The 25,802-nt window shown below is 72.7% G+C and carries 25 protein-coding genes; 11 read left to right on the top strand and 14 right to left on the bottom strand.

The window, feature by feature from the left end:
• Positions 1-78: 78 nt before the first annotated feature.
• From C2865_RS40115 to C2865_RS21430, 4 genes are all read left to right on the top strand, one after another.
• Positions 79-1,449, top strand: coding sequence for a helix-turn-helix domain-containing protein (locus C2865_RS40115; RefSeq protein WP_106400323.1), 1,371 nt, complete (start codon positions 79-81; stop codon positions 1,447-1,449).
• A 274-nt stretch (positions 1,450-1,723) separates the two neighbouring features.
• Positions 1,724-2,218 carry a DUF6328 family protein gene (locus tag C2865_RS21440; RefSeq protein ID WP_232835776.1) on the top strand — a complete coding sequence of 165 codons (495 nt, stop codon included), beginning with the start codon at positions 1,724-1,726 and terminating at the stop codon, positions 2,216-2,218.
• Between the two features lie 97 nt (positions 2,219-2,315).
• Positions 2,316-4,382 (top strand): catalase, encoded by a 2,067-nt coding sequence (locus C2865_RS21435; protein ID WP_106400321.1) that lies wholly within the window; start codon positions 2,316-2,318, stop codon positions 4,380-4,382.
• A gap of 43 nt (positions 4,383-4,425) precedes the next feature.
• The gene (locus C2865_RS21430; RefSeq protein ID WP_106400320.1) at positions 4,426-4,758 is read left to right on the top strand and encodes a plasmid stabilization protein; all 333 of its coding nucleotides are present in this window, start codon (positions 4,426-4,428) and stop codon (positions 4,756-4,758) included.
• A gap of 89 nt (positions 4,759-4,847) precedes the next feature.
• On the opposite strand, the gene C2865_RS21425 is transcribed toward C2865_RS21430, so the two are convergent.
• Positions 4,848-5,888, bottom strand: coding sequence for a DUF5753 domain-containing protein (locus C2865_RS21425; RefSeq protein ID WP_106400319.1), 1,041 nt, complete (start codon positions 5,886-5,888; stop codon positions 4,848-4,850).
• A 225-nt stretch (positions 5,889-6,113) separates the two neighbouring features.
• Between C2865_RS21425 and C2865_RS21420 the strand changes: the two genes are divergently transcribed.
• Positions 6,114-6,299, top strand: a complete 186-nt coding sequence (locus C2865_RS21420; protein ID WP_157963846.1) for a hypothetical protein — start codon at positions 6,114-6,116, stop codon at positions 6,297-6,299.
• A gap of 1 nt (position 6,300) precedes the next feature.
• Here C2865_RS21420 and C2865_RS21415 read toward each other — a convergent pair whose 3' ends face one another.
• The 4 genes from C2865_RS21415 to C2865_RS21400 are packed head-to-tail and all read right to left on the bottom strand — an operon-like array spanning position 6,301 to position 13,467.
• On the bottom strand, positions 6,301-9,678 hold the full coding sequence (locus tag C2865_RS21415) for an SbcC/MukB-like Walker B domain-containing protein (protein ID WP_106400317.1): 3,378 nt from the start codon (positions 9,676-9,678) through the stop codon (positions 6,301-6,303).
• Positions 9,678-10,871, bottom strand: coding sequence for a TIGR02678 family protein (locus C2865_RS21410; RefSeq protein ID WP_106400316.1), 1,194 nt, complete (start codon positions 10,869-10,871; stop codon positions 9,678-9,680). The genes C2865_RS21415 and C2865_RS21410 overlap by 1 nt, the downstream gene beginning before the upstream one ends.
• A complete protein-coding gene (locus tag C2865_RS21405) occupies positions 10,868-12,400 on the bottom strand; it encodes a TIGR02677 family protein (protein WP_232835747.1) in 1,533 nt (510 codons plus the stop codon). Before C2865_RS21405 ends, C2865_RS21410 begins: the two co-directional genes overlap by 4 nt.
• Before the next feature lie 56 nt (positions 12,401-12,456).
• Positions 12,457-13,467: an ADP-ribosylglycohydrolase family protein gene (locus C2865_RS21400; RefSeq protein ID WP_106400315.1), complete on the bottom strand. Its 1,011-nt coding sequence runs from the start codon at positions 13,465-13,467 to the stop codon at positions 12,457-12,459.
• Between the two features lie 131 nt (positions 13,468-13,598).
• Between C2865_RS21400 and C2865_RS21395 the strand changes: the two genes are divergently transcribed.
• Positions 13,599-14,330: an ABC transporter permease gene (locus C2865_RS21395; RefSeq protein ID WP_232835746.1), complete on the top strand. Its 732-nt coding sequence runs from the start codon at positions 13,599-13,601 to the stop codon at positions 14,328-14,330.
• Between the two features lie 6 nt (positions 14,331-14,336).
• On the opposite strand, the gene C2865_RS21390 is transcribed toward C2865_RS21395, so the two are convergent.
• Entirely contained in the window at positions 14,337-15,389 is a 1,053-nt protein-coding gene (locus C2865_RS21390; RefSeq protein ID WP_106400314.1) for an NAD(P)/FAD-dependent oxidoreductase, read from the bottom strand.
• A gap of 80 nt (positions 15,390-15,469) precedes the next feature.
• Here C2865_RS21390 and C2865_RS21385 point away from each other — a divergent pair, with 80 nt between their 5' ends.
• The 5 genes from C2865_RS21385 to C2865_RS21365 all read left to right on the top strand — a co-directional run bounded on the left by C2865_RS21385 (position 15,470) and on the right by C2865_RS21365 (position 19,281).
• On the top strand, positions 15,470-16,060 hold the full coding sequence (locus C2865_RS21385; protein ID WP_106400313.1) for a helix-turn-helix domain-containing protein: 591 nt from the start codon (positions 15,470-15,472) through the stop codon (positions 16,058-16,060).
• 60 nt (positions 16,061-16,120) lie between these two features.
• A complete protein-coding gene (locus C2865_RS21380; RefSeq protein ID WP_198653489.1) occupies positions 16,121-16,909 on the top strand; it encodes an enoyl-CoA hydratase/isomerase family protein in 789 nt (262 codons plus the stop codon).
• 102 nt (positions 16,910-17,011) lie between these two features.
• The gene (locus tag C2865_RS21375) at positions 17,012-17,509 is read left to right on the top strand and encodes a SigE family RNA polymerase sigma factor (protein ID WP_106400311.1); all 498 of its coding nucleotides are present in this window, start codon (positions 17,012-17,014) and stop codon (positions 17,507-17,509) included.
• Entirely contained in the window at positions 17,506-18,672 is a 1,167-nt protein-coding gene (locus tag C2865_RS21370; protein ID WP_106400310.1) for a hypothetical protein, read from the top strand. The genes C2865_RS21375 and C2865_RS21370 overlap by 4 nt, the downstream gene beginning before the upstream one ends.
• A gap of 63 nt (positions 18,673-18,735) precedes the next feature.
• Complete coding sequence (locus C2865_RS21365; RefSeq protein ID WP_106400309.1) at positions 18,736-19,281, top strand: TetR/AcrR family transcriptional regulator; 546 nt, start codon at positions 18,736-18,738, stop codon at positions 19,279-19,281.
• A gap of 5 nt (positions 19,282-19,286) precedes the next feature.
• Here C2865_RS21365 and C2865_RS21360 read toward each other — a convergent pair whose 3' ends face one another.
• The 8 genes from C2865_RS21360 to C2865_RS21325 all read right to left on the bottom strand — a co-directional run bounded on the left by C2865_RS21360 (position 19,287) and on the right by C2865_RS21325 (position 25,796).
• On the bottom strand, positions 19,287-19,634 hold the full coding sequence (locus tag C2865_RS21360; protein ID WP_106400308.1) for a cation:proton antiporter: 348 nt from the start codon (positions 19,632-19,634) through the stop codon (positions 19,287-19,289).
• On the bottom strand, positions 19,631-19,885 hold the full coding sequence (locus tag C2865_RS21355) for an MrpF/PhaF family protein (protein ID WP_232835775.1): 255 nt from the start codon (positions 19,883-19,885) through the stop codon (positions 19,631-19,633). Before C2865_RS21355 ends, C2865_RS21360 begins: the two co-directional genes overlap by 4 nt.
• The gene (locus tag C2865_RS21350; RefSeq protein ID WP_157963845.1) at positions 19,885-20,259 is read right to left on the bottom strand and encodes a Na+/H+ antiporter subunit E; all 375 of its coding nucleotides are present in this window, start codon (positions 20,257-20,259) and stop codon (positions 19,885-19,887) included. The genes C2865_RS21355 and C2865_RS21350 overlap by 1 nt, the downstream gene beginning before the upstream one ends.
• Entirely contained in the window at positions 20,256-21,719 is a 1,464-nt protein-coding gene (locus C2865_RS21345; RefSeq protein ID WP_106400305.1) for a monovalent cation/H+ antiporter subunit D family protein, read from the bottom strand. Before C2865_RS21345 ends, C2865_RS21350 begins: the two co-directional genes overlap by 4 nt.
• A complete protein-coding gene (locus tag C2865_RS21340) occupies positions 21,716-22,030 on the bottom strand; it encodes a sodium:proton antiporter (RefSeq protein ID WP_106400304.1) in 315 nt (104 codons plus the stop codon). The genes C2865_RS21345 and C2865_RS21340 overlap by 4 nt, the downstream gene beginning before the upstream one ends.
• A complete protein-coding gene (mbhE, locus tag C2865_RS21335; RefSeq protein WP_198653488.1) occupies positions 22,027-24,747 on the bottom strand; it encodes a hydrogen gas-evolving membrane-bound hydrogenase subunit E in 2,721 nt (906 codons plus the stop codon). The genes C2865_RS21340 and mbhE overlap by 4 nt, the downstream gene beginning before the upstream one ends.
• Before the next feature lie 243 nt (positions 24,748-24,990).
• Positions 24,991-25,422, bottom strand: coding sequence for a hypothetical protein (locus C2865_RS21330; protein WP_106400303.1), 432 nt, complete (start codon positions 25,420-25,422; stop codon positions 24,991-24,993).
• The gene (locus tag C2865_RS21325) at positions 25,422-25,796 is read right to left on the bottom strand and encodes a roadblock/LC7 domain-containing protein (protein ID WP_198653487.1); all 375 of its coding nucleotides are present in this window, start codon (positions 25,794-25,796) and stop codon (positions 25,422-25,424) included. The genes C2865_RS21330 and C2865_RS21325 overlap by 1 nt, the downstream gene beginning before the upstream one ends.
• Positions 25,797-25,802: the final 6 nt, after the last annotated feature.

The following is a 25,802-nucleotide window of genomic DNA, read 5'->3' as shown; positions in this document are numbered from 1 at the left end:
TATTACCAAACACAATGAACCGCCCGTAAGAAACCACCACAATCAGCTAGGAAAGAGGCTCCGAGACCGAGGCTGACCGTGGACGTCGAGCAGGACCACAACCACCGGACCGAGCTGAAGGACGCCCGGGACCGGCTCGGCTGGGGGCAGGAGCAGGCGGCGGAGGCGATGCGGGTGTCGGTCTCCACCTGGTCGCGCTGGGAGCGCGGGGTGCAGGACGTGCGCCCCGCCCACCGCGCCCGGCTCGCCGAGGTCTTCGGCACCACGGTCCAGGAGGTCTCCCGCTGGTTCGGCGCGCGGCCCGCGCCGGCCCCGGAGGGCGGCCGGAGCGGCCGCGTCGGGGACACCGTGCGCGACGCCCTCGAACTGTGGGCCTCCGACGCGGACGTCGGGCGGCGCGACGCGCTGCGGGCCCTGCCCTTCTCCCCCGAGACCTGGCCCGAGCTCCTGCTCGGCTGGGGCCTGGACGCCGACCCCGAGTCGCGCGAGCACACCGGGCGGCGCCGCAGGGTCGGCATGCCGGACGTGCGGCGCGTCCAGGAGGCCACCCGGGCGTTCGCCGCGATGGACCGCCGCCACGGCGGCGGCCTGGTCCGCCCCGCCGTCGTGGACCACCTGCACACCAGGGTCGCCCCGCTGCTCGCCGGGACCTATCCCGACCGGATCGGCGCGGCCCTGCTGGCCGCCGCCGCCGCGATGACGGGACTGGCCGGCTGGGAGGCCTACGACCTGCGGCTGGACGGCCTGGCCCAGCGGCACTACGGGCAGGCGCTGCGGCTGGCCAAGGCCGCGGGCGACCCGATGACCTCCGCCTGGGTGCTGACGGTCATGTCCCAGCAGGCCATCGACCTGGGCCTGCCCGTCTGGGCCGTCCGGCTGGCCAGGGCCGCCCGCGGGGCGGGCCGGACGGCCGCCGCGCCGCCCCGGGTGCGCGCCGCGCTGGCGCTGCGCGAGGCACGCGCCACCGCGCTGCGGGTCGAGCTCGCCGGCACGCCCGACGAGCACACCGCCCGCCGGGTCCGGCGGCTGCTGGGCGAGGTGGAGACCGCCTTCGCGCAGGCGTCGCCGGGCGACGAGGAACCCGACTGGATCAGCGACCTCGGGCCCGCCGAGATCGCCGCGGAGGCGGGCTGCGCCTGGCGCATGATCGGCGACGCCCGGCGCGCCGCCGCCTGCGCCCGGGAGGCGCTGGCCGGGTTCGGCGCCGCCTACCCCCGCTCCGTCCAGTTCAACGTGGTGCACCAGGCGCAGGCGCTGGCCCGGCTCGGCGAGATCGACGAGGCGGTGGCGGTCGCCCGCCGTGCCGTCCCCATGGCCAACGGCCTCACCTCCCGCCGGGCCCGCGCCCTGCTCAGGTCCTTCGCCGCGGAGCTCGCACCGCACGGCGACTCCCCCGCCGTCCGGGAGTGGCGGGAGTACCTGCGCACCGCGCTGCACCCGGCCGCCTGAGTCCCAGCTCACTCCGCGGGCCCACGGGTATCCGCGTTTTTTTGAATGATCATGGGTAAAAGGGACCCATGTGGAGACGGACTGTGCTATTGCCGACGGCGGCCCCCCTGGCGGGCCGCTGCCCCCAGGCACGGGCCGCCGCCGGAGGGCGGCGAGGCGGTGGCGTCGATGGCCTCCCGTCCATCCGCCTCCGGCAGCGGGGCTCCCCCGAGTCCAAGCCCGTCGGAACCCCCCATCACACCACCAACGTGGAAGGATGAAACAGATCTTGAGCGTGGAAGAGCCCCCGGGCATGGACGGATCCCCCAGCGGCGTGCCCGGCGAGTCCCCCGCCGCCCGTGCCGACCGCAACTTCGTGGAACTGCTGCAGGGGCTGAGGGTCGCCGTCACCGGTGTGCAGGTGCTCTTCGCCTTCCTGCTCACCGTGCCGTTCTCCCCCGGCTTCGAGGAGGTGACCGACGCCCAGCGCACCATGTACTACGTGGCGCTGGTGTCCGCGGCGATCGCCTCCATCTTCTTCATCGCCCCCGCGGCCCAGCACCGCATCCTGTTCCGCCAGGGCCTGAAGGAGCCGCTGGTGCACCGGTCCAACCGGTACGCCATGCTCGGCACGCTCGCCCTCGCGGTCTCCATCACCTCCGCGACGCTGCTGGTCGTCGACTACATCTTCCGGTGGGACCTCGCGCTCGCCAGCGCGATCGCCCTCGCCGGCATGGCGTTGTGGATGTGGTTCCTCGGCCCGATGCTCTACCGCTCGCGCAAGGGCTGAGTCACGGTAAATAAACAGCAAGTGACGGATTCAGCCGAGGCTGTCAGGGCAGGTCGCGATACATCGGACTCTGCACGACATACAAGGTGGAACAGGCATGACCAGCGAAGGTACGGCCAAAGACCAACAGCTCGCTAATTTCCGGGTGAAGGCCGATGAAGGAAACCTCACCACGGACCAGGGCATCCGCGTCGACGACACCGACAACACGCTGCGCCCCGGCGAGCGCGGGCCGAGTCTGCTCCAGGACTTCCACTTCCGCGAGAAGATCACCCATTTCGACCACGAGCGCATCCCCGAACGGGTGGTGCACGCCCGGGGCGCGGGCGCGTACGGCTACTTCGAGCCCTACGACGGCTCGCTCTCGGAGTTCACCAAGGCGCGCTTCCTGACGACGCCGGGCCTGCGGACCCCGGTGTTCGTCCGGTTCTCCACGGTGGCGGGCTCGCGCGGCTCGGCCGACACGGTGCGGGACGTGCGGGGCTTCGCCACGAAGTTCTACACCGACGAGGGCAACTTCGACCTCGTCGGCAACAACATGCCGGTCTTCTTCATCCAGGACGGCATCAAGTTCCCCGACTTCGTCCACGCGGTGAAGCCCGAGCCGCACAACGAGATACCCCAGGCCGCGTCGGCGCACGACACGCTCTGGGACTTCGTGCAGCTCCAGCCCGAGACCATGCACATGATGATGTGGCTGATGTCCGACCGGGCCATCCCGCGCAGCTACCGGATGATGCAGGGGTTCGGCGTCCACACCTTCCGGTTCGTCGACGCCGGCGGCCGGAGCACGTTCGTGAAGTTCCACTGGAAGCCCAAGCTCGGCATCCACTCCCTGGTGTGGGACGAGACCCAGAAGATCGCCGGGAAGGACCCCGACTACAACCGGCGCGACCTGTGGGAGGCGATCGAGGGCGGCGACTTCCCCGAGTGGGAGCTCGGCGTCCAGCTGGTACCCGAGGAGGACGAGCATAAATTCGACTTCGACCTGCTCGACTCCACCAAGATCATCCCGGAGGAGGAGGTGCCGCTCCGGCCGGTGGGCAGGCTGGTGCTCGACCGCAACCCGGACAACTTCTTCGCCGAGACCGAGCAGGCCGCGTTCCACATCGCCAACGTCGTGCCCGGCATCGACGTCACCAACGACCCGCTGCTGCAGGCCAGGCTGTTCTCCTACCTGGACACCCAGCTCATCCGCCTGGGCGGCCCCAACTTCCACCAGATCCCGGTGAACCGGCCGGTGGCGCCGATCGCCAACCACCACCGCGACGGCTACCACCAGATGTTCATCCACCAGGGGGAGGCCGCCCAGCACCCCAGCACCGTGCTCGGCGGCTGCCCCGCCCTGGCCACCGACGGCTCGGCCTACACCTTCTACCCGCAGCAGGTCGACGGGAGGACGATCCGCAAACGCGCCGAGAGCTTCGGCGACCACTACAGCCAGGCGACCCTGTTCTGGAACAGCATGTCGGTCTGGGAGAAGAAGCACATCGTCGCCGCGTTCCGCTTCGAGCTGGGCAAGGTCACCCGCAGCCACATCCGGGAGGGCGTCGTCCGCAACCTCGCGCACGTCGACCACCACCTGGCCGTGGCGGTCGCCGAGGGCATCGGCGTCGCCCCGCCCGAGCGGGCCGAGGAGACGCACAAGCGGAGTTCGCCCGCGCTCAGCCAGGCCACCGACCCGGTGCGGGGCGTGGCCACCCGGAAGATCGCCATTCTGGCGGCCGACGGCGTCGACGCCTCCGACGTGATGCTGGTGACCGAGTCCCTCGGCGGGCGGGGCGCGGTCTGCGAGGTGCTCGCCGCCCGCGACGGCGCCGTCCAGGGCGCGGGCGGCGAGCGGGTGGAGGTCGCCAAGGCGCTCACGACCACCGGGTCGGTGCTCTACGACGCCGTCTACGTGCCGGGCGGCGACAAGAGCGTCGCGACGCTCGGCGAGGACGGTGACGCCTTGCACTTCATCACCGAGGCGTACAAGCACGGCAAGGCCGTCGCCGGTTCCGGCGCCGCGGCCCAGGCGCTGCTCGAACGCGCCGGGGTGGCCGTCCCCGCCGAGGGCGTGGTCACCGGGGACGCGGCGGCCTCGGAGTTCACCGACGCCTTCACCGAGGCCGTCGCCTCCCACCGCCACTTCAACCGCGATTCCGAGCACGTACCGGCCTGAACGGGCCGCTCGGGACACCGCCGATGGAAGAGAAGGAGAAGAGATGCCCCAGGCATGGAACGACAAGCGGGAACGGCAGTACGAGCACATCAAGCAGTCCCAGGAGGAGCGGGGCACCGGGGAGAGGCGCGCCAAGGAGATCGCCGCGCGCACCGTGAACAAGAACCGGGCCCGGTCCGGCGAGGCCCGCGAGGCCAGCAGGTCCTCCCTGGAGGGCGAGTCGCCCCAGCGGCGGGGCGGCAAGCACTCGGGCGGCTCCTCCGGCGGGCGGGGACGCACCAGGGACCAGCTCTACGAGGAGGCCAAGCGCCGGGACATCCCGGGGCGCTCCAACATGACCAAGTCCGAACTCGAGAAGGCGCTCGACAACCGGTGAGCCGCCGCGGCCGGACGGGGGGCCGCCCCCGTCCGGCCGATTCATCCTTATTTGCCGGGAAAAATAGGAAAATTATTTAGTGCGGACTCTCAGATTCCCCGGCGGGAATACCGCCGTTCGAGAAGACCGCGGCTCTCCGCCGGAGAGAGCGCCATGATGGCGAGCTTGCTGAATTCCATGGAGAAATAGGAGACATCCGCCTCGCTGCCCGGGTAGAGGGCGTAATCCGGTTGCGGAAGGTAGACCAGATCCGGGCGCTCGCTCTCGGCGAACCTCAGCAGCGTCACCGGCCCCCCGCCCTGCGGCTGCCCGTTCCCGTCGGGCGGCACGATCTGCACGGTGACGTGCCGCTCCTCGGTCAGCTCGAGCAGGTGCCCGATCTGCTCGCGCAGCACCGTGCCGCCGCCCGGCGGGCGGTGCAGCGCCACCTCGTCCAGGAGCGCCCACAACCGGGGCGGCCGCACGCCGGCCAGGATGCGCTGCCGCCTCGTCCGCAGCTCCACGTGCCGGTGCAGGTCCTCCGCCGGCAGGTGCGGGCGGCGGGCCCGCAGGGCGGCCCGCGCGTACGCCGGGGTCTGCAGCAGCTCCGGGACCGTCCTGGTGTCGTAGACGCGGACCAGCGTCGCCGCGGGCTCCGCCGTCAGGTACGGCTCCAGCCAGCCGGGCACGAGGTCCTCGTATCCCGCCCACCACACCGCGGGCCCGGCCTCGGCGACCGCCACGGCGGCGCCCCGCGCCCCGCGCCCGGCGCCCCGGCCCGCCGCCGCACCCACACCGAGGCGGGCCGCCGCCAGCGCCCGCTCGGCCTTCTCGTGCAGGCCCTTCCAGTGGGCGATGCCGCCCACCCGCGCGGGATCGACGCCGTTGCGCTCGGCCACCGCCCGCAGGACGGTGATGAGCGACAACACGAACGGCCAGCGCGGCAGGCGCAGCCGCGGCCCCCTGAGGTGGTCGCAGATCGTCGAGTCGTGCAGGAGCTGGATCTGCCTGCCCTCGGCGGCCATCCGCTGCGCCAGTTCCCGCGACGCCTTCTCCGCCTCCCCGTAACTGCTCACCCCCGAGGCCAGCCACGCCGTGTTCAGGGCTGTCCGGAATTCCCTGATGATGCGTTCCCGTTCCCGCTCAGTCATCGTTCACGTCCGTTCTCTGGGACGGCCCTGAGTCGTCGTGGAAACATGTTCTCACTTCCTCCGGACCGTGTCCGACAGGTTGTGGAGAGTGAGCGGAATAAGTGTTCTCCGCTTCCGGGATCGTCCGACGGTGTCCGAACTCGTTCCACCGGGTTCCCGCCGGAAGGACCATTCCGCCACAGTGGACGCACGTTCTCCCTCTCCCGGAAGCGAGGTACCGTGCCGGTGCTCGATCCGCCTCCCGCATCTGCGCCGACCGACGCGGAGCTGACGGCGCTCCTGCTGATCACCACCTGGTCCGCCCGGACGGGGCGGACCCTGCGGCGCGTGCCCGTCGGCGAGCTCAGCGCCGCCGAACTGGTGGAGTTCTGGGCCGACGACCAGCTGGAACCCCCTTACTCGGGGCCTTGAGTCATCCCGTCCGCTCGCCGTCCCAGACGAACCTGGTGGTGGTGACGGCGTCGTCGCCGTCTCCGGTCTGCAGGACGTGGACGGCGATGCCGTCGAGCTCGCGGTACTCGCACCACTCGTGGTCGGAGGTGAGCACCAGGTCCAGGCCGAGGTCCACCAGCAGCTGGAAGACCTGGCCCCGGTTGGCGCGGTCGACGCCGACGAAGACCTCGTCGAGCAGGATGAAGCGGGGGCAGCCCGGATCGCTCCGGTAGTGGGCCGCCACCGCCGCGAACAGCGGGAGGTGCAGGGCGATGGCCTTCTCCCCGCCCGACAGCGCGCCGTGCAGCTTGCGGGTGAGCTCGTGCCAGCCCCTGCCGTCGCCCCGGTCGAGCCGGACGACGAACTGGTGCCAGGCGGTGTAGTCCAGCACCTTCAGGAGCTGCTCCTCCCAGGACGCCGCGGTGTCGTCGGCCCGCGCCTCGTCGAGCAGGCCGCGGAAGAAGCGGTGCAGGACGGCGCGGCCCTTCTCGTCCAGCTCCCCCGGGTCGCGCAGCAGCAGCCCGCGCGCCTCCAGGGTGTCGGCGGCCCGGCGCGGATCGACCTGCCAGACCAGCTCGACCGCGACCCGGGAGGCCGTGCGCACCCGGCGCAGCCGCTCGTTCATGCCCGCCACCAGCTCGGCGGCCTGCCGGATCCGGTCGGCCAGGTGCCTGCGGACGTCCCCGGCCAGGGTCCGGTCGAACAGCTCGTGCTCGGATTCGTTGATGTCGGCGCTGCGCTCGTCGCGCTCGGCGCGCAGGGCCTGCTCGAAGGCGGCGACGCCGAGCCGGATGCCGCCGACCGAGGCGGTGAGGATCCGCACGTCGTCGTCGGGGGTCAACTCCAGGTCGGCGCGGGTCTGCAGGGCGTCCCTGGCGTGGTGGTAGGCCTCCTGGAGCGCGGTCTCGGCCTCGCGGACGCTCCTGGGCTCGTGCGGTGTCCCCGGCAGCCGTTCGACGACGCTCCGCGCCGCCGCCGCGACCGCCACGGGGTCCGTGCCGGGCGGCGACACGTCGAGGCGGGCGTCGGTGAGCAGGTGGCCCCGGGTCAGGCGGTGGAAGCGCGCCACGGCCCGGTCGCGTGCCCGCGCGGTCTCGGCGCGGCGGGCCTCCAGGGCGGCGGCCTCGTTGGACAGCACCCCGAGGGAGACCCTGAGCGCGGTCCGGCGCTCGGCCAGTTCCTTCAGCCGCGCGCGGCCGGCGCGGCGCTCTTCCAGCGACTCCTGGATGCTCTGCAGGATCTCCCGGTGGGAGGCGTTCAGCGCGGTGTCGACGGCGGCATGGCGTTCCGCCAGCGCCTCGGCCCTGGCGGCCGTCTCCTCGGCTTCGGCCGCGGCCCGCTCGGCCAGGGCGCGGTAGGCCTCTGCGGTCTGCTGCGCGGTGTCCCGGTGCCCGGCGGCGGCACGGGCGCGCTCCCGCGCGTCGAGCCAGACGTTCAGTGCCTCGTCTGCCTTGTTGCGGGCCGCGTCCAGCAGGTCGAGCTCGAACTGCGAGGTGGGCAGGCCGAGTTTGGCGCCGACGTAGCCGAGCTTGCGGAAGGCCGCCGCGACTTCCTTCTCGCGTGCCTTGACGCGCTCCTGTCGGGCGCTGACGGCGTCCTCGCGGTCGGCCAGCGTGTGCTCGGCCCGATCGAGTTCCCGTACCGCCGCTTCGAACGGTCCCCGGTCGGGCCGGACGGCCAGCTCGACGTCACAGGACTTGCGCTCGTCGGCCAGGGAGAAGGAGACGGGCCCCGTCTTCGCCGCGGCGAGGAACGTGTCGATCCTGCCGGTGGCCAGGCGGTCCAGCGCGCTGTCGCGTGCGGCTCCGACGAGTGCCTCCACGGCGGCGGCGTCCTCGGCCGCGGCGGTGAGCGCGGGTCCGTCGAGCTCCAGCAGCGTGCACTTCTCCGCCCAGACGGCGTAGGCGGCGGCCAGGTCGTTGCCCAGCTCGTCGCGTGCCGTCCGGGCCAGGGCGACGATCTCCTTGGCGGAGGCCAGGCGTTCCAGCGCCTCGTCGCGGTCGTGTTCGGCCTCGGTACGCAGCCTGACGGTGTGCGCGTGCGCCCGGACCTGGGCTCCCGCCTCGCGGATCCGGGTGGCGCGGGTGCTGATCGCCGCGCGCAGGAGCGTCCGCGCCTGCGCTACGCCCGGAGTTCTGCGGAGTTCCTCGTAGACGGTCTCCAGGCCGGAGTGCTGGGCTATGCGCGCGGCATCGTCCTCGGCCTGCGTGAGCAGGTTCTCGGCCTCGGACAGCTCCTGGCGGGCCTGCTCGGCTGCCTTCTCCTTCTCCGCCGCCTCCCGGGCCGCTTCCTCGGCTCTCCTGTGCTGCTCATCCGCCAGCCGCGCCACTTCGACCGCCTCGGCCCGAAGCCGTGACAGGTCGTGGCCCGCCCGGTAGGCCTCGCTCTCCTTGAGCCCTTCGACTTTGGCGTCGAGCCGTTTGACGAGGTTGTCGGTCTCGACGTGCGCGGCGGTGACCTTCTCCAGTTCCTCCTCCGCCGCTCGCAGGGCCTCGCGTCCGGCCTTCAGCTCGTTCTCGGCGGTCTCCGTGGTCGCGACGGCACCGAGAACGGTCTGCGAGGCGGCGCGCAGAACCCGCTGGGCGTAGGTCTTCTGTCTGGCTGCGAGCCTCGCGGCCTCTTCCACGTGTTCGTCCAGGTCGCGCAAGTCGGTGCGCTGCCGGTCGAGCCGTTCGAAACCCTCGGCTATCTCGTGGATCTCTCCCTCGCCGAGTGGCGGCAGCGCGCTGGACAGCAGCTCCGACAGCAGACCCGGGTCGAGCCGCTCGGAGAGTTTCGGTGTCCGGAGCTGGCGCAGCGCGGCCAGGAGGGAGTCGTAACGCGCTTCGCTGAGCTCCTGGTAGAGCGTCTGCCGCACCCGCGTCCGGTAGTCGTCGGCCGCGCTGTAAACGGCCCCGTGCACACCGATCGCGGCCTCCAGCTGCGCGCGGGTGAGCGGCTGCTGGGTCTCGGTGGTCAGGGAGAGCCCGTCCCCGACCCTCAGTCCGGTGATGAAGTACGTCGGCGTGACGGTGGTGGTGTGCGCGGTGGCCTGAAGGCGCACCCCGCAGGTGAACCAGCGCCCGTCCGTGTGCCCGAACTCCACCCAGACGTAACCCGCACGGGTCGTGCCCGTCGCCCCGTCCCCCATGAGGTTCCAGTGCATCGTGCGTTCGGTCCCCCCGAACGTCGACAGACGGCTCGCCTTGAGGCTCCCGTCCAGCACGAAGGGCAGCAGCAGCTCCAGCATCTTGGACTTGCCGCTCCCGTTGGGGCCGCGCAGCAGCAGCCGCCCCTTGTGGAACTCGAAGACCTCGTCGTAGTAGCGCCAGACGTTGAGAATTCCGGCGCGGGTCGGCATCCAGCGGGGTTCTGTCATCAGGTTTCCAGGGCTACGCGGTAGCGGGCGGCTGCGGGCAGGGAGAGGGTCATGCCCTCGGAGCGGTGGACGAGGCCGAAGAGCGTCAGGACGTCGAGGGCGTCGTCGAGGAGGCGGGCCGGGCCGCCCGTGGACTGGTAGGCCTTGGCCCAGCCGGGGAAACGCTCGAGGATGCCGTCGATCTCCTGCTTGAGGCGGATCGACGACAGGGGCCCGTGCGTGGCCAGGAGGTCAAGGAGCAGGAGTGCGGCGACCTTGGCGGGGCTGCCGTCGTCGGGGAACCTCTCCCCGGTGGACAGTCCCTCGGGGTCGACCAGCAGCAGGCCCTCGGCGCGTTCCTCCAGCACGAAACCGGCCCGTTCGGCGGCCTCGCGGGCGGTTCTGCGTCCGGTGGGCGAGGCCAGGTACTCCCGCTGGGCGGAGGTGAGCTCCTTGCGGTAGACGACGGGGTCGTCCAGCAGCCTGCGGATGAGGGAGTGGCGGGTCCACAGGGCGCGCTGCGTGCCGGTGCGCTCGCCGCCGTCCGTGTCGCCGTAGCGGCTCTCCACGGCCAGGTCGGCGGGGTCGGGCCAGCCGTCGTCGGCGTCCCCGGTCCGCGACGGGGGGACGGGGGTGGCGAGGAGGCGGGTGATCCGGCTGGTGTCCACCCGGTAGAGGACCTTGGCCTCGGCGTCCTTGAGATAGGCGTCGGTCATGCCGTCCGTCGCGGCGATCACGCCGTAGTGCTCCAGGAGCTTCAGCGCGTCCACGAAGGCCGAGCGCTCGTCGGCGCGGAGCGGGTCGAACTCCGGGACGTCCGGTTCGGCCGCGGCGGCCTGCACGACGCTGCGGGCGAGCATCCCGATGGTCGTGACGGGAGTGGCGAGCAGTTCGGCGCAGGCCAGGCAGAACAGGGTGTAGCGGCGGCGGTCGAAGGGGATGCGGCCGCCTCTGCGGCGCATGGCGGGGCGCGCGGAGCCGGCGTCCCCGCGGACCTTGATGAGGCGCGCGTAGCCGTGCCGGGGCTCCACGACGAGCCGCCAGCCGCAGTAGTAGTCGAACCACGCGGCGAGCGGCTGGCGGCGTTTGCGCACCAGGTCGAACCCCGCCGGGTCGAGGTGGACGGAGATCAGCGGGTCGCGCAGCAGCAGCCTGATCGCGCGGGCGATCTCCTCCCGTTCCCGGCGTGCGAGCTGGTTACCGGATCGGCTCACGCGCTCGCCGCCGTCCTGCCGGAGACCCGGATGTCGACGGCGTAGTCCGGTCCGAGGAGCCGCCCTTCGGACGTGCGCAGCTCGGCCGTCGCCCCGTCTGCGGGCGGGTACAGGATGATCTCGGTCCTCCCGTCGGACGTGACGGCGCAACGCACTCCTGCGGAGTCCGCGCGTTCGGCCAGGGCGCGTCCCAGGAGCTCCAGCAGCCGCCCGAAGGTGCCGTGGTCGAGGCGGCCGAAGGACGACAGGCGGACGGGCCCCTGGGTGGAGAGCATCGTCCAGGCCGCTTCGAGCTCTGCGCGTTCCTGTTCGGCGCGTGCTCTTCGCGCGGCCCGTATCGCGGTGACGTCGCGGACGCGTCCGGGCCTTCCCATGCGCTCGGTCTTGCCTTTTTCGCGCAGCAGGGCCGACACGCGGACGGGAGCCGCCTGCCCCCACGGGATGCCGGCGGGGATGGCCTCGGCGTCCTCGTGGCCGAGGTGGGCGTGCTGGGAGGCGCCGAGCCCGAACGCCACGGCCCACAGCCGGTGGGCTTCGGCTTCGGAGGGCGCGGCGGCGAAGCGGCGCGCGAGCGTCCGGAAGTCGCCCGCCATGCTCGAAGAGTGCCGCCGCGAGTCGGTGATGCGCTCGAGCACCTGGAGCAGCGAGACGATCGCGTGCCGAGCCACGTCGTGCAGCTGCATCACATACGGGGTGTCGCCGCTTTCGGGGGCGAACCAGTCACGCAGGCGCTTCCATTGGGCGGCGCGTGCGTTGAGCCAGGCCGCAGACGGGTCGGTTCCGTGTACGGGAGGAAGTTCGGCTCCCGCGAGGGCGCGTCTGTGCAGGGTGTTGACGCCGTGCGCGTCTACGGTCTCCAGCGCTCGGACGACGGTGTCGGCGCGGGCTTCCAGGTCGGTGACGAACTCTTGGAGGTAGCCGACGGTCGCACGTTTCACCTCGTGGAAGGTCGCGAGGTCCGTTCCTTCCACGCGCATCAGCCGTTGCAGCTCGCCGTTGAAGCCGCGGGTGTTCGTCCGCAGCGCGTCCAGGTGGCCTTCGAGCTCTTGCAGTGCTGCGAAGATGCGCCGGTCCCGGCTTCTGTCGGCGTCGTCCAGCAGCGTCCCGAGCTCGTTGAGCCGGTCTGCGATCGCGGTCAGAACCGCCGTCTGCAACGCTCCAGAAGAGCTCAGCACCGACAGGGCGTGCTGCACTCCCGCGAACGCGGCTTCTCCGCGCTTGGTCAGCGAGTACTGCAGGTTCTTGCGTTCGTACTCCTCGGCCGTCGCGAAGTGGCCGGAGTGGTTGAACACCACGTCCAGCAGTCCCCACTGCGCCAGCCCGTCGAGGACGCCGCTCAGCTCTCCGGCCTCCAGCGCGAGGTACCACCCCGCCGCCCGCAGCCGCTCCAGCACCTGCTCGACGGTCAGGGCCGTGGGCATCCGCTCGCCGGTCTCCCCGAAGAGCCACAACACGGCGGTGTGCAGCTCGGCCTTCTCCGTGGTGGTGAACCGGAACATCTCGCCCGGCACCCGAGGCAACCCTGCCACCGCGCTTCCCCTCCCCGCCGCCAGCCCGAAATGCTACGCCAACAAAACCCCAGAATTCAGCCATCCCAGGCGGTGCCGAGGGCGAGCAGGCGGTCGCGGTACTCGATGCGCTCCGCCCACTCCCCGGGCCAGGCGGCCGCGCCGTGGTGGGCGCCGGCGAAGGCTCCGGCCAGGGCGGCGATGGAGTCGGAGTCCCCCGAGGAGCAGGCCGCGCGGCGCACCGCCGCCGGAGGGTCGCCGGGCAGCAGGAGGAAGCAGTACAGGCCGGTGGCGAAGGCCTCCTCGGCGATCCAGCCCGCGCCCGTCGCCAGGCACGGGTCGGCCTCGACGTCGGGCGCCGCCAGCGCGGCCTCGAGGCGGTCCAGCACGGCCAGGCACTCGTCCCAGCCGCGGGCGATGAAGGAGACGCGGTCGTGGTCGTGCGCGCGCTCCGCCAGGCCGCCGAGCCAGTCCGCCCGGTAGACCCGGCGGTTCTCGTGCGCGTATGCGCGGAGCCTTCCGAGCAGCCCGGACAGGTCCGTGCCTTCGGCCAGCAGCCGGACGGTGTAGGCAGTCAGGTCGCTGGCGGCCAGCGCGGTGGGATGCCCGTGGGTGAGGGCCGACTGCAGCTGCGACGCCCCCGCGCGCTGGTCGGGGTCCAGCCCCGGGATCAGCCCCAGCGGCGCGACCCGCATGTTCGCCCCGCAGCCCTTGGAGCCGACCTGGCTCGCCGCCCGCCAGTCGCCGCCGCGGCTCAGGCCCTCGCAGGCCCGCAGGCACGTCATCCCCGGCGCCCGGTTGTTCTCCGGCGACCGCCACCAGCGGACGAAGTGCTCGCGCACCGGCGGTTCCATCCGGGCCGCCGTCAGCGGTCCCGCCGCCAGCGCCTCGACGAGGCCCTCCCCCAGCGCCAGCGTCATCTGCGTGTCATCGGTGACGTACGCGCGGCCCGAGGCCAGCGGCAGCGGCATCTCCCGCCAGGGGCCGACCTTGGCGGCGATCCGCGCCATGTCGTCGAACTCCGTGGGGAACCCCATGGCGTCCCCGATCGCCAGCCCCAGCAGGGCCCCGGTCGCCGCTCGCTTCATCTCGCCGCCTTCCGTCCCCGGCAGCCTATCCGCCGGAGATGGAAGGGAATCTGTACGTTCGGTGACGCCGTCCGGCCCTTTCCGCCTCCCCGTTGACTCCGGCACGACACGGGGTGCGCCAGGATCGGGGTGTGCAAGACCTGTTCCCCTTCGGTCCCGTGCTCATCGCGGTCACCGTGTTCCTCCTCCTGCTGGCGGCGGGGGTCGCGACGGCGGCGCGGCTGGGGCACGGCAAGGCGATCCTCACGGCCGGTGTCCGGGCGGCCGTCCAGCTCGCCGCCGTCTCGTTCGTCATCGCGCTGGCGATGGAGCGGCTGTGGGGCACCGCCCTGTTCGTCGCCGGCATGTACGCCGTCGCGGCCTGGACGTCGGAGTTCCGGCTGGGCCGGCCGGGCTGGGCGGTGGTTCCCCTCCTGGCCGGCACCCTGCCGGTGCTCGCCCTGCTGCTGGCCACCGGGCTGCTGCCCGCGCAGGGGCTCGCGCTGATCCCGGTGGCGGGCATCCTCATCGGCGGCACGATGAGCGCGACGGTCCTGTCGGGCCGCCGCTGCCTCGACGAGCTGCGCGCCCGGCGCGGCGAGGTGGAGGCGGCGCTGGCGATCGGTTTCACCGACCGCCAGGCCGCGCTGGAGATCTGCCTCCCGGGCGCGGCCGAGGCCCTGCTGCCCGCCCTCGACCAGACCAGGACCGTCGGCCTGGTCACCCTCCCGGGCGCCTTCGTCGGCATGCTGCTGGGCGGGGCCTCCCCCCAGCAGGCCGCGGCGGTCCAGCTGGTCGTGCTCCTCGGCCTGCTGGCCGCCCAGTCCCTGGCGATCACCGTCACCGTGGAGCTGACCGCCCGCTCGCCGCTGCCCGTCCCGTAGGCCGGTTCAGAGACCGTGGCGGCGGTCGCCGAGGACCCGCTCGCCGACCTCGCTCTCCAGCCCGCCGGAGAAGAGGCCCCGGCGCTCGGCGAGCGCGCTGCGGGTCTCCTCGGCGGTGAGGTCGGCGTTGATCGCGGCGCCCGCCCGGACGCCGCCCGCCGCCGCGGCGACGACCTGGGCGTTCAGCTCCGTGACGTTGCCGGCGGCCCAGACGCCGGGGACGGAGGTCGCCCCCGTCGCGTCGGCGGGGATGTGCGTCCCCACCACGTGGCCGAGCATCTCCTGCTCGACGGCTTCCAGTCCCAGGCCGTCGAGCAGGCCGGAGCGGGCGGTGAGGCGGGCCGAGACGACCACGGCCCGGCAGGGGACGAGGCGGCCGCCGGCCAGCCGCACCCCTTGGAGCCGGTCGTCCTCGACCTCCAGTCCCGCCACCTCGCCGAGCACCAGTTCGACCCCGCGCGCGGCGAGCCGCTCGTAGTCCTCGTCCTCGAAGTCGGGGGCGGTGTGCTGGAAGAGCGTCACCTTCGAGGTCCACTGCCGCCACATCAGCGCCTGGTGGACGGCCAAGGGCCCGGTGGCGAGGATGCCGACGGCCTGGTCGCGCACCTCCCAGCCGTGGCAGTACGGGCAGTGCAGGACCTCGCGGCCCCAGCGTTCCCGCACTCCGGGCACCGGCGGCAGCTCGTCGACCAGGCCTGTGGTCACCAGCAGCCTGCGCGCCGTCACGGCGGTCCCGTCCGCGAGCCCGATGCGGAACTCCCCGTCGGGCAGCCGTTCGGCCTTCACGGCCTCCCCCGCGACGAACTCGCCCCCATAGGACGCCACCTCCGCCCGGCCGATCTCCAGCAGCTCAGCGGGCGGGGTGCCCTCCCTGGTCAGGTAGGTGTGGACGTGTTCCGCCGGAGCGTTGCGCGGCTCCCCCGCATCGACCACGAGAACGGAGCGGCGCGCCCGGCCCAGGGTCAGCGCCCCGCTCAACCCGGCGGCTCCCCCGCCGACCACCACGACGTCGTACCGCTTCTCCCCCTCGGGGGAGACCTGCTTCACCTGTGCGTTCATCTTGTTCCTCCCTCTCGGGGAAAGAGTGCGCCAGACTCCGCGATTTGACAAAGTTTCTTGCTGTATCAGCAAATAGAGGCATGACGGAAGAAGAAGACCTGAGCGGAGTGCTCGACGAGGTCGGCCCCCGGCTGCGGACGATCCGGAAGCAGCGCGGCCTCACCCTGTCCGGGCTGAGCGAGACCACCGGGATCTCTCTCAGCACCCTTTCCCGGCTGGAGTCCGGGCAGCGGAAGCCGACACTGGAGCTGCTGCTGCCGCTGGCCAGGGTCTACGACGTGCCGCTGGACGACCTCGTCGGGGCGCCGCCTGCCGGCGACCCGCGGGTCCGGCTCCGGCCCTTCACCCGGCACGGGGCGACCTACATCCCGCTGACCCGGCACCTGGGCGGGCTGCAGACGTACAAGCAGATCCTTCCGGGCAGCGCCGACGGCACGCCTCCCGAACAGCGCGTCCACGAGGGATACGAGTGGCTCTACATCCTCTCCGGGCGGCTGCGCATGCGGCTGGGCGAACACGACTTCGTCCTCGGTCCCGGCGAGGCCGCCGAGTTCGACACGCGCACCCCGCACAGCTGGTGCAGCGCCGGTCCCGAGCCGGTGGAGTTCCTCAGCATCTTCGGCGCCCAGGGCGAACGCATGCACGTCCGCGCCCGGCCCTCCCGGCGCTAGGCCGGAAACCGCCGTCGGCTACGGTGGGCAGCGCGTTCGAAGAGGCATATGGAGGCAGCGTTGGGAACCAAGGTCCGCTACGAGGCGGCGGACGGCACCGCCCGCATCACCCTGTGCTCGCCGGGTGACGGCAACGCCATCAACCCGCAGATGGCCGCCGAACTGCTGGCCGCGGCGCGGCGCGCCAAGGCCGACGACGCGCGGGTGGTCGTGCTGGCCGCGGAGGGCCGTGCGTTCTGCGTCGGCGGTGACATCCGGGCCTTCAGCTCCACCGACGACGTGGAAGTCTTCCTGGACGACCTCGCCGAGGACCTGCACCACTTCGTCAGCGAGCTGTACCGGATGGACGCGATCGTCGTCTCGGCCGTCGCGGGGGTGGCCGCGGGAGCTGGAGTCGCGCTCTCCGCCGCGGCTGACATCGTGCTGGCCGCCCAGTCGGCGAAGTTCACCCTCGCCTACACCGGCATCGGCTTCTCCCCCGACGGCGGAACGTCGCTGCTGACCTCCTCCCTCGGACTGCACCGGACCCTGCACATGGCGCTGCTCAACCCCAGGCTCTCGGCCGAGGAGGCGCAGGCGGCGGGACTCGTCGCCGAGGTGCATCCTGATGACGAACTGCCCGCGGCCGTCGAGAAGGTCGTCTCCACGCTGCTGGCCGGTTCGCGCACCGCGCAGGTGGCGACCAAGCGGCTGCTGCGCGAGCAGGCCACACCGCTCGCCGAGGGCACACTGCGCAAGGAGACGCTGTCGATCCGCAGCTGCGCCGCCTCTCCGGACGGCCGGGAGGGCGTCGCCGCCTTCCTCGAGAAGCGGCCTCCGCAGTTCCCCAGCGGACAGCCCTCCCAGTGACTCAGGCCGCGCGGACTCCGCGCGGCCTTTCCCTTTCCGGTGCAACCTCGGCGCAGGCCGGCGGCATTAAGGGGGCATGACCCCCCAACGGAAAGGGCAGGTGTGAGTTCCGACGACGAATACACCGCCTACGTCTCGTCACGCCTGTCCTGGCTGACCAGGGTGGCGTTCCTGTTGTGCCAGGACAGGACGCGCGCCGACGATCTGGTCCAGACGGCCATCACCCGCCTGTACGTGCGCTGGGCGCGTGTCTCCAAGGTCGAGAACCTCGACGGGTACGCCCGGACGGTGCTCGTCCGGGTGTATCTCGGCGAGCAGCGCACCGCCTGGTGGCGCCGTGTCACGGTGACCCGCGAGCCGCCCGAGACCGCCCGTCCCGCCGACGACCTCGACCAGGCCGAGGACCTGCGCGCCGCGCTCGCCGGGCTTCCCCCGCGGCAGCGGGCGGCCGTGGTGCTGCGCTTCTACTGCGACCTCTCCGTGGGCGAGACCGCCGCCGTGCTCGGCTGCTCCGAGGGCACCGTCAAGAGCCAGACCTCGCGGGCCCTCGCCTCCCTCCGCCGCCTCCTGGAACCCCGCCTCGAAGGGAACCGCGCATGACCGACCCGACCGAAGTCCTGGAGGACGAGCTGCGCACGGCGCTGCGGCTGCTGGCGGGCGCGGACGACGCCGCGCCCGGAGCCGACCTCGCCCGCGCCCGCGACCGGGGCCGCCGCGCGATCCGCCGCCGCCGCGCCGCGCGGATCGCCGCGCCGCTGACCGCGGCGGCGGTGGCGGTCGCCGGGGTGAGCCTGGCGCTGCCCGACCGGCCGGAGACAGTGGCGCCCGCGCAGACCAGGCAGCAGCCGAGCCGGTGGACGGTACCGGTGTCGTTCGGCTGGCTCCCCGAGGGTTTCACCGCGGCGCTGGAATCTGAGCGCGACGGCTTGTACACCATGGTGGCCCGCCCCTCCGGGCCCGAGGAGGCCCCCATCCATCTGACGGTCTACCACGAGAGGTCGGTGGACCGGCCGTGGGAGTGGATCCTGGAGAAGAAGGACGAGACCTCGCCCGCCGACCCCGTGGGAGGTAGGTCCGCGTACTGGGTGACGTCCCGGCCCCGCCTCGCCGAGCTGCACTTCCAGTACGCCGAGGACAGGTGGGCGCAGCTCGTCGCCCGCCGGGGCGGCGGGGCGTCCGCCGATCCCGCCGCGCTCCTCGGCGAGGTCGCCGCGCGGCTGGACCTCACCGAGCGGCCGGTGGCCCTGCCGTTCGAGATCACCGGCCTGCCCGCCGACTTCTGGGTGCTGGACGGGGACATCACCGACCCGCACGACCCCGCCCGGAGGAAGGTCTCCCTCTCCTTGCGCAGCGGCCTCCGCATCGAGATCGTCCCCGGGTGGACCCGTGACGAACCCGCGCCGAACACGACCGTGGCCGGGCTCCCCGCCTACCACTTCGCGGGGAGCGGGACCCGGCTCGAGGCGGTGAGCGGGCGGAGGGACGAGGCACCGGTCGACTGGCAGCGGCTCGACCGGCGCCAGGAGCGGCTGGTCGGTTCGGAGAGGCTCTGCGTCTACGGGTTCCAGGGGCACGACGTGTGCCTGTCCACCGAGGCGCAGGTGCCGATCGATCCGACGGTCGACATCGACGTGGTGACGCCCGGCCCCGACTGGGCGTCGGAGCTGCTCAAGGCGTCCGGCGGCCTGTCGGGGCTGCTGCGGCGGATGACGCTCATCGACGGCCCGGTCGCGAAGTGGAGCACGGCTCCTTTCCAGGAGTAGGCGCGGCCGGGCCCGCCGCCGGGGCACCCGAAGTAGACAGATCTGTCCGGTAGGCTCGGGGGCATGAGAGACGCCCGGCGCCGGATCCTCGACACCGCGACCCTCCTCTTCTACGCGGAGGGCGTGCACACGGTGGGCATCGACCGGATCATCGCGGAGGCGGGGGTGGCGAAGGCCACCTTCTACCACCACTTCAAGGCCAAGGACGCGCTGGTCCGCGCCTACCTGGCCGAGCAGTACGAACTGCAGCGCGCGTCCCTGCCCGCCCTGCCCGGACAGGGGCGCGCCAAGCTGGAGGACGTCTTCCTGCGGATCGTGGAGGCGAGCGAGGGACCCGGCTTCCGCGGCTGCCCGTTCCTCAACACCGCCGCCGAGTTCGCCGATCCCGCCCATCCCGTCCGGGCCGTCGTCGCGGACTACCGCGCCTGGTTCACCGGCTTCATGCGCGAGCTCCTCACCGAGGCCGGGCATCCCGCCCCCGAGACCGCGGCCCGCCAGCTCCTGCTGCTGCGGGACGGGGTGGCCGTCGGCGGGGCGCTCGACGCGCCGGAGCAGGTCCGCGCCGGCACGCTCGCCTCGCTGCGGCTGATCCTCGACGCGTCCGCCTGACGGCCTCACTCCTCACCGCGTTCACGCAGCGCCTCACGCAGGTCGTCACGGTGCGTGGAGGCGGCCAGCGGAGCACCGGAACGGTAAGCCGCATGGCCCACCGTGTACGCCCCGAACGGTGTGGTCAGCAGTTGCAGCGCCACTCCCAGGAGCAGGAAACAGGCGGTCAGCGGGCCGGGCATCAGCGCCAGGGCGCCCAGGAGCACGCACACCACTCCCGTGGCCGCGGCCTTGGCCGTCGCGTTGGCCCGGTTGTAGGAGTCGGGCAGCCGCACCAGGCCCAGCGTCCCTATCGCGATCAGCCCCGTCCCCAGCACCACCAGAACGTTCCCCGCCACCGTCAGCACCGTCATGACGACGACCGTTCCAGCAGGTGGGAGGCCGCCACCGTGGCCAGGAAGCCCACCAGCGTCGCGCACAGGACCAGCACGAACATCGCGGGAGTGCGCAACCGCACCGCCAGCAGCGCGACCACCGCCACGAACACCACGAACCCCAGGTCCAGGGCGACCAGCCGGTCGGCGTCGGTCGGCCCGGCCGCCAGGCGCCAGACGACCACGGCCGCCACCACCGCGAGCACCACGAGCATGGCGTCGACCACCATCACGGGACCTCCTCTCCCACCGGCCGCATCACCCGGAGCAGCCGTTCCTCCAGTTCACCGAGCTCGGCCAGGAAGGCCTCCGGATCGGCCAGGTGCATCCCGTGCACGTACAGCACCGGCGGATCGGCGCGCGCCTCCAGCACCAGCGCGCCGGGCGACAGGGTGATCAGGTGCGCCATCGTCGCGACCTCCAGCACCGTGCGCGCCCGCAACCGCAGCTCCACGACCGCCGGTGCCAGCCCGCTGCCCGGGGTGATGACCTCCACCACGACCTCCACGTTCGACCGGAGGAAGAACCGGGCGTAGAAGAAGGCGAACGCCGCCGTCCGCCGTCCGCGCAGCACCGTCCGCCGCAGCAGGCCCCCCGCCTTCACCGGGTCACCGCCCGCACGTACGCCGAGACGTCCAGCAGCCCCCCGGCCGCCGTCTCCGCCACCCGCCACAGGGGTTCCGCCCCCAACCCGAAGGCCACCGACGGAACGGCCAGCACCACGGCGGGCGCCAGCAGCACCGGCCGCGGCCCCGCCCACCCGGGCAGCGCGCTCACCGGCGACGGCCTGCTCCAGAAGACCCGGCTCCACACCTTGAGCATGGCGGCCAGCGTGAGCAGGCTGGTCACGACCGCGACGGCCGCCGGCAGGTACTCCTCCTCCGCCACCGCCGCCCGGAGCAGTCCCAGCTTCGCCACGAAGCCCGACAGCGGGGGGATGCCGGCCAGCGACAGGGCCGCCACCAGGAACACCCCGGCGAGCAGCGGCTCCTTGCGCAGCAGGCCCCCCAGCAGGTCGAGCCGGTCCGAGCCGTAGACGTGCTCCACCGCCCCGGCGCACATGAACAGCACGGTCTTGACCAGCACGTACTGCACCATGAAGAAGACGGCCGCGGTCAGCCCGAGGCCGGTGAACAGCGCCAGGCCGAACAGGGCGTAGCCGATCTGGCTCACCAGGTCGAACGACAGGACGTCCCGCATGGTCCGCTCGCCGAGCGCCCCCAGCACCCCGACCGCCATGGTCAGCAGCGCCGCCGCCATGACCACCCAGCGGAACTGCGGCGCCCCTCCGAAGAACACCGCGTAGATCCGTATGATCGCGTACACGCCGACCTTGGTCAGCAGGCCCGCGAACAGCACCGACACCGCCGCCGGAGCCCGCGGGTACGTGCGCGGCAGCCAGCCGTGGAAGGGCACCACCGCCGCCTTCACCGCCATCCCCAGCAGCACCACCGCCCCCGCCAGGGCGAAGGCCGGGCCCCGTTCCGCCGCCCCCGCCAGTTCGCCGAGGTTCACGGTCCCGGCCACCCCGTACACCAGCGCCACCCCGGCCAGGAACACCGACGAGGCCAGCAGGCCGACCGTGACGTAGATGCGGCCCGCCGCCGCGTCCCGCCCGCTGCCCAGCACCAGCAGCACGTACGACGGCACCAGCATGACCTCGACGAACACGAAGAAGTTGAACAGGTCGGCGGTCAGCAGGGCTCCGTACACCCCCGCCGCCAGGACCAGCACCAGGGGCGTGAACCGCCGGTCCCCGTCCTGGCCGCACACCGCGGCGAAGCACAGGGCCGCCGTCACCAGCACCGCGCTGGCGCACACCATGAGCGCGCTGAAGGGGTCGGCCGCCAGCACGATGGCGAAACCCGCCGGCCAGCCCCCTATGCGCTCGGTGGGGATGCCGCCGTCCAGGCCCCGCACCAGCAGCACCCCGCCCACCAGCAGGACCCCCGCGTTGACGCCCGCCCCGACCAGGCGGTGCGGCCACTTGCCCGGCAGGAGCGAGAGCAGCCCCGCCGCCAGCAGCGGCACCGCCACCGGGAGGACCAGCACCACGCCGCTCACCCGGAAGGCTCCTCGGACCGCCCGCCCGGACTCCGGGCGCGGATCATCGACAGCAGGTACACCGTGGTCCCGAACGTGATGACGATCGCGGTGAGCACGAACGCCTGCGGCAGGGGGTCCGCCATCCGGGCGGGGTCCTCCTCGCCGATCAGCGGCGCCCGCGTGCGGCCCGTCCCTCCGGCGGTCACCAGCAGCACGTTCACCGCGTGCCCCAGCAGCACGAAGCCGAAGACGATCCGCACCATCCCGGGCAGCAGGACGAGGAAGACGCCGCCCGCCACGAGCACCCCCACGAGCAGCGGGGCGCTCATCCCACGGGCTCTTCCTCGGCGCCCAGCCGGATGACTGCGGTGACCATCAATCCCAGCACCACCAGATACACCCCGAAATCGAACAGCAGTGAAGAGGAGAACTCCAGGACACCCAGCAGCGGCACCGACCAGGACGCCTTGAGCGGAGTGAGAAAGGCCCTTCCCGCCACCGCGGCCGCCAACCCCGCCGCCACCGCGACCGCCAGGCCCCAGCCCGGCAGCCAGGCGGCGCCCGGACGCACCGTCCCCGCCGCCGCCCCCACCCTGCCGATCAGCACCCCGAAGGCCACCAGGATCCCCGAGACGAGGGCCGCGATGAACCCGCCGCCGGGCTCCTGGTGCCCGCGCAGGAACAGGTAGCCGGAGAGGACCCCGATGAACGGCGCCAGCACCCGGTAGGCAGGTGTCAGCACCGGACTGCGGTACGGCTCCGCCCGGCTCCCGCTGCGCATCCGCCCCGCCCGCACCGAGGAGAGCCCGAGCGCCACCACCGCCAGCACGCTGATCTCCCCCAGGGTGTCGAAACCCCGGAAGTCGACCAGCACCGTGTTGACGACGTTGTGGCCGCCGGTCTCCGGCTCCGCCGCCCGCAGGAAGAACGCGCCGGCCTCCGAGATCTCGCGCCGCCCCGTCAACGCGGCGGTCCCGGCCGCGGCCGTGGCTCCCGCCAGCACCGCCAGCCCCCCGGCCGCGAGGGCGCCGCGGCGGCCCGTCCGGGGAAGGGACCGCGGCTCCCGGCCCAACACGAACGCCGCGACGATCGCGGTCATGATCTCCGCCAGCAGCAGCGTCAACGCCACGTCCACCGCCCCGGCCCGCAGGAACCAGACCGTCATGAGCAGTCCCACCGTCCCGCCCAGCACCACCGTGCCCAGCACCGAACGCGCCGTCACCAGCCCCGCGACCACCATCGCCACCAGCGCCAGGACGATCCAGTCCGCCGGTCCCGACGGCGGCCGCGCCCCGCCCCACCCCGCGTAGGTCACGACCCCCACCCCGCCGAGGAGCACCACCCCCGCCACAGGGCGCGCCAGGAAGGGCGCCGCCGAGTCGCGGTGCGTGGAGGCGGCGACCGCGGAGCCGGCCTTCAGCAGGGCCCCGTACCCCCGGTCGAACTGCTCCCCGCCCTCCAGCGAGGAGGAGCGGCGCAGCACACGGTCGACACGGTCCCGGGTCAGGAACAGCACCAGCCCGAGCCCGATCGTCGCGGCGGACATGAACAGTTCGATGCTGAAGCCGTGCCAGAACACGAAGAGGGGCGGTTCGGCCCAGGGTTCGATGTCCAGGCTCGCCTGCCGCACCAGCGGGTTCAGCACCGTCACCGCCGGTCCCAGTACCAGCCCCGCCACCGCGGCCACCGCGGCCGGTGCCAGGAAGGACCACGACGGCTCCCGCAACCGCGGCTGCAGCGTCGGCCCGGCGAACACCCCGTAGCAGATCCGCATCGCGTAGGCGAAGGTCAACGCCGAGATCACCACCGCGAGCACCCCGGCCACCGCGCCCGCGCCCGGCACCACCCGCGCCCCGGTGAACCCCTGGAACAGCGACTCCTTGCTGACGAAGCCGATCATCGGGATCACCCCCGCCAGCGACAACCCCGCCAGGCCGGTCAGCGCGGCGGTGACCGGCATGACGCGCATCAGCCCCGACAGCTGGTGGATGTCGCGGTTGCCCGCCTCCCGGTCGATGACGCCCACCAGCATGAACAGGGTCGCCTTGAACAGCGCGTGGGCGAAGGTGTGCAGCACGGCGGCCGCCAGCGCCACCGACGTCCCCACCCCGATCGACGCGGTCAGCAGCCCCAGCTGGCTCACCGTGGAGTAGGCCAGCAGCGCCTTGAGGTCGCGTTCCAGCAGGGCCCACACCGACGCCAGCAACGCCGTCAGCAGCCCGGAGCCCATCAGGACCAGCGTCCAGCCGGGTTCCCCCGCGAACAGCGTCGAGAACCGCATCAGCAGGTAGATGCCGGCCTTCACCATGGTCGCCGCGTGCAGGTAGGCGCTCACCGGAGTGATCGCCACCATCGCGCCGGGCAGCCAGAAGTGGAAGGGCACCTGCCCCGACTTGGTGAACGCGGCCATGATCACCAGGGCCGCGATGGCAGGCCCCAGCGGGGAGGCCGCGACCTCCTCCCGCGCCCCCAGCACCGCCGTGAGGTCGGAGCTGCCCACGACGGCCACCAGCAGCACCACCGCCCCCAGCAGGGCGAGCCCGCCCGCCCCCGTCACCAGCAGCGCGCGGGCCGCCGGGCGCGTCCCCTTGCCCCCGGACATGCCGATCAGCAGGAAGGAGACGACGGTCGTCAGCTCCCAGAACACGTAGAGCAGCACCAGATCCCCGGCCAGCACCAGCCCCAGCATCGACCCGCCGAAAGCGGTGATCAGGCAGTAGACGGCGCCGTGCGGCCCTCCCTCGGGCAGGTAACGCGCCGAGTACGCCATGATCAGCGCGCCGACCCCCAGGATCAGCACGCAGAAGAGCGCCGACAGCCCGTCCATCCGGAGCGTGAACGACACGCCCAGTGAGGGGATCCACGACCAGGAGACCGACACCACGCCCCCCGCCAGCACCGTCGAGGACGCCGTGGAAAGCACCAGCGCCACCGCGGCGAAACCCGCGGCCAGCACGTAGCCCGCGTCCCGCCCGAGCCTGCGGCTCACCGGCGGGGCGGCCAGAGTCAGCCCGCCCATCAGGGCCAACGCGATGAGGAGGACCACCCCGACTCCCCTTACCCAGGCACCCCACGATCCGCCGCGTCCGCACCGCCGCCGCCGGCCCGCGCCGGCGCGGCGGCTGCCCGCACCGGTCTCCGGGCCGCGTCCCCCGGCGACCGTTCGGACGACCCACGGCCATGCCTACCCACCGTGACCGCTCCGGCCACGGGTTTCTCCGCATCGTGGGGCACTCGTTGCACCCCGGCCCGACATCCCGGACATAGGGGCCACGGGGCCGCGCCCGCGTCAGGTCGCCGCGTACCCGGCGACGACCCGGCGGCTCTGGGCGAAGAGCATGCCGACGTTGACGGACTTGCGGCACACGATGACCGCGACGACGTCCTGCTGGGAGAGCATGCGCAGGAAGAGGTGCGTCACGTGCTCGCTGTTGATCAGGACCTCCTGGAAGTAGTGCCGGTCGGACCGGACGCCGCGGCGCTCCTTGAAGACGTCCTCGATCATCACGACGGTGCGGCCCTGGAAGAGGTCGAGGGTGGCGCCGGCCAGCAGGTCCAGCACCTCGGACGGGTGTTCTTCGAGGGTCTCGTAGGCGAGCAGCATCCCCGTGGCCATGTCGACGACGCCCGCCGCGACGCAGTCGGGGGCCTGCGCGCGCAGCTCCTTGACCATGCCCTGGATCCGCTCGGAGAAGTCGCCCGCCGGGCGCGGCTCCCGCATCACTCCCCCTCGTCCAGGATGGAGCCGATGCGTTCGAGCGCGGGGCGCGAGTGGCCGTGCAGGCTGCCGATGTCGAGCCCCTCGTCGCCCAGCACCACCATGAGCGCCATGTCGCCGACGGCGTAGACGGCGGTGCAGCCCTTGCGGCCCTGGATCATGGTCTGGAGGAGGGCACCGCGGTCGGTGACCTCCACCGTGCGGCGGGCGATGCTCAGGCCGGCCGCCGCGACGGCCGCGAGGTGGTCGGCCTCGACGTGCTCTTCGGTGTCCGAGGCGACCAGCAGGCCGTCGATCGTCGCGACCAGGGAGCCGGTGACCCCGACGACCCTCCGGCGCAGGCCCAGCATCTCCGCGGTCAGCGCGTTGTGCATCATCTGTTC

Source organism: Actinocorallia populi (assembly GCF_002995495.1).
Lineage (GTDB): Bacteria > Actinomycetota > Actinomycetes > Streptosporangiales > Streptosporangiaceae > Actinocorallia > Actinocorallia populi.
This window is presented reverse-complemented; position numbering and strand designations above follow the sequence as displayed.

Bases quoted from the DNA above. Each gene is read 5' to 3' on its own strand.
- C2865_RS21390 (WP_106400314.1), bottom strand. From the start codon at position 15,389: ATGAACGCACAGGTGAAGCAGGTCTCCCCCGAGGGGGAGAAGCGGTAC.
- C2865_RS21430 (WP_106400320.1), top strand. From the start codon at position 4,426: ATGCCCCAGGCATGGAACGACAAGCGGGAACGGCAGTACGAGCACATC.
- C2865_RS21340 (WP_106400304.1), bottom strand. From the start codon at position 22,030: ATGAGCGCCCCGCTGCTCGTGGGGGTGCTCGTGGCGGGCGGCGTCTTC.
- C2865_RS21425 (WP_106400319.1), bottom strand. From the start codon at position 5,888: ATGACTGAGCGGGAACGGGAACGCATCATCAGGGAATTCCGGACAGCC.
- C2865_RS21330 (WP_106400303.1), bottom strand. From the start codon at position 25,422: ATGCGGGAGCCGCGCCCGGCGGGCGACTTCTCCGAGCGGATCCAGGGC.
- C2865_RS21325 (WP_198653487.1), bottom strand. From the start codon at position 25,796: ATGATGCACAACGCGCTGACCGCGGAGATGCTGGGCCTGCGCCGGAGG.
- C2865_RS21360 (WP_106400308.1), bottom strand. From the start codon at position 19,634: ATGACGGTGCTGACGGTGGCGGGGAACGTTCTGGTGGTGCTGGGGACG.
- C2865_RS21435 (WP_106400321.1), top strand. From the start codon at position 2,316: ATGACCAGCGAAGGTACGGCCAAAGACCAACAGCTCGCTAATTTCCGG.
- C2865_RS21370 (WP_106400310.1), top strand. From the start codon at position 17,506: ATGACCGACCCGACCGAAGTCCTGGAGGACGAGCTGCGCACGGCGCTG.
- C2865_RS21415 (WP_106400317.1), bottom strand. From the start codon at position 9,678: ATGACAGAACCCCGCTGGATGCCGACCCGCGCCGGAATTCTCAACGTC.
- C2865_RS21355 (WP_232835775.1), bottom strand. From the start codon at position 19,885: ATGGTGGTCGACGCCATGCTCGTGGTGCTCGCGGTGGTGGCGGCCGTG.
- C2865_RS21365 (WP_106400309.1), top strand. From the start codon at position 18,736: ATGAGAGACGCCCGGCGCCGGATCCTCGACACCGCGACCCTCCTCTTC.
- C2865_RS21400 (WP_106400315.1), bottom strand. From the start codon at position 13,467: ATGAAGCGAGCGGCGACCGGGGCCCTGCTGGGGCTGGCGATCGGGGAC.
- C2865_RS21385 (WP_106400313.1), top strand. From the start codon at position 15,470: ATGACGGAAGAAGAAGACCTGAGCGGAGTGCTCGACGAGGTCGGCCCC.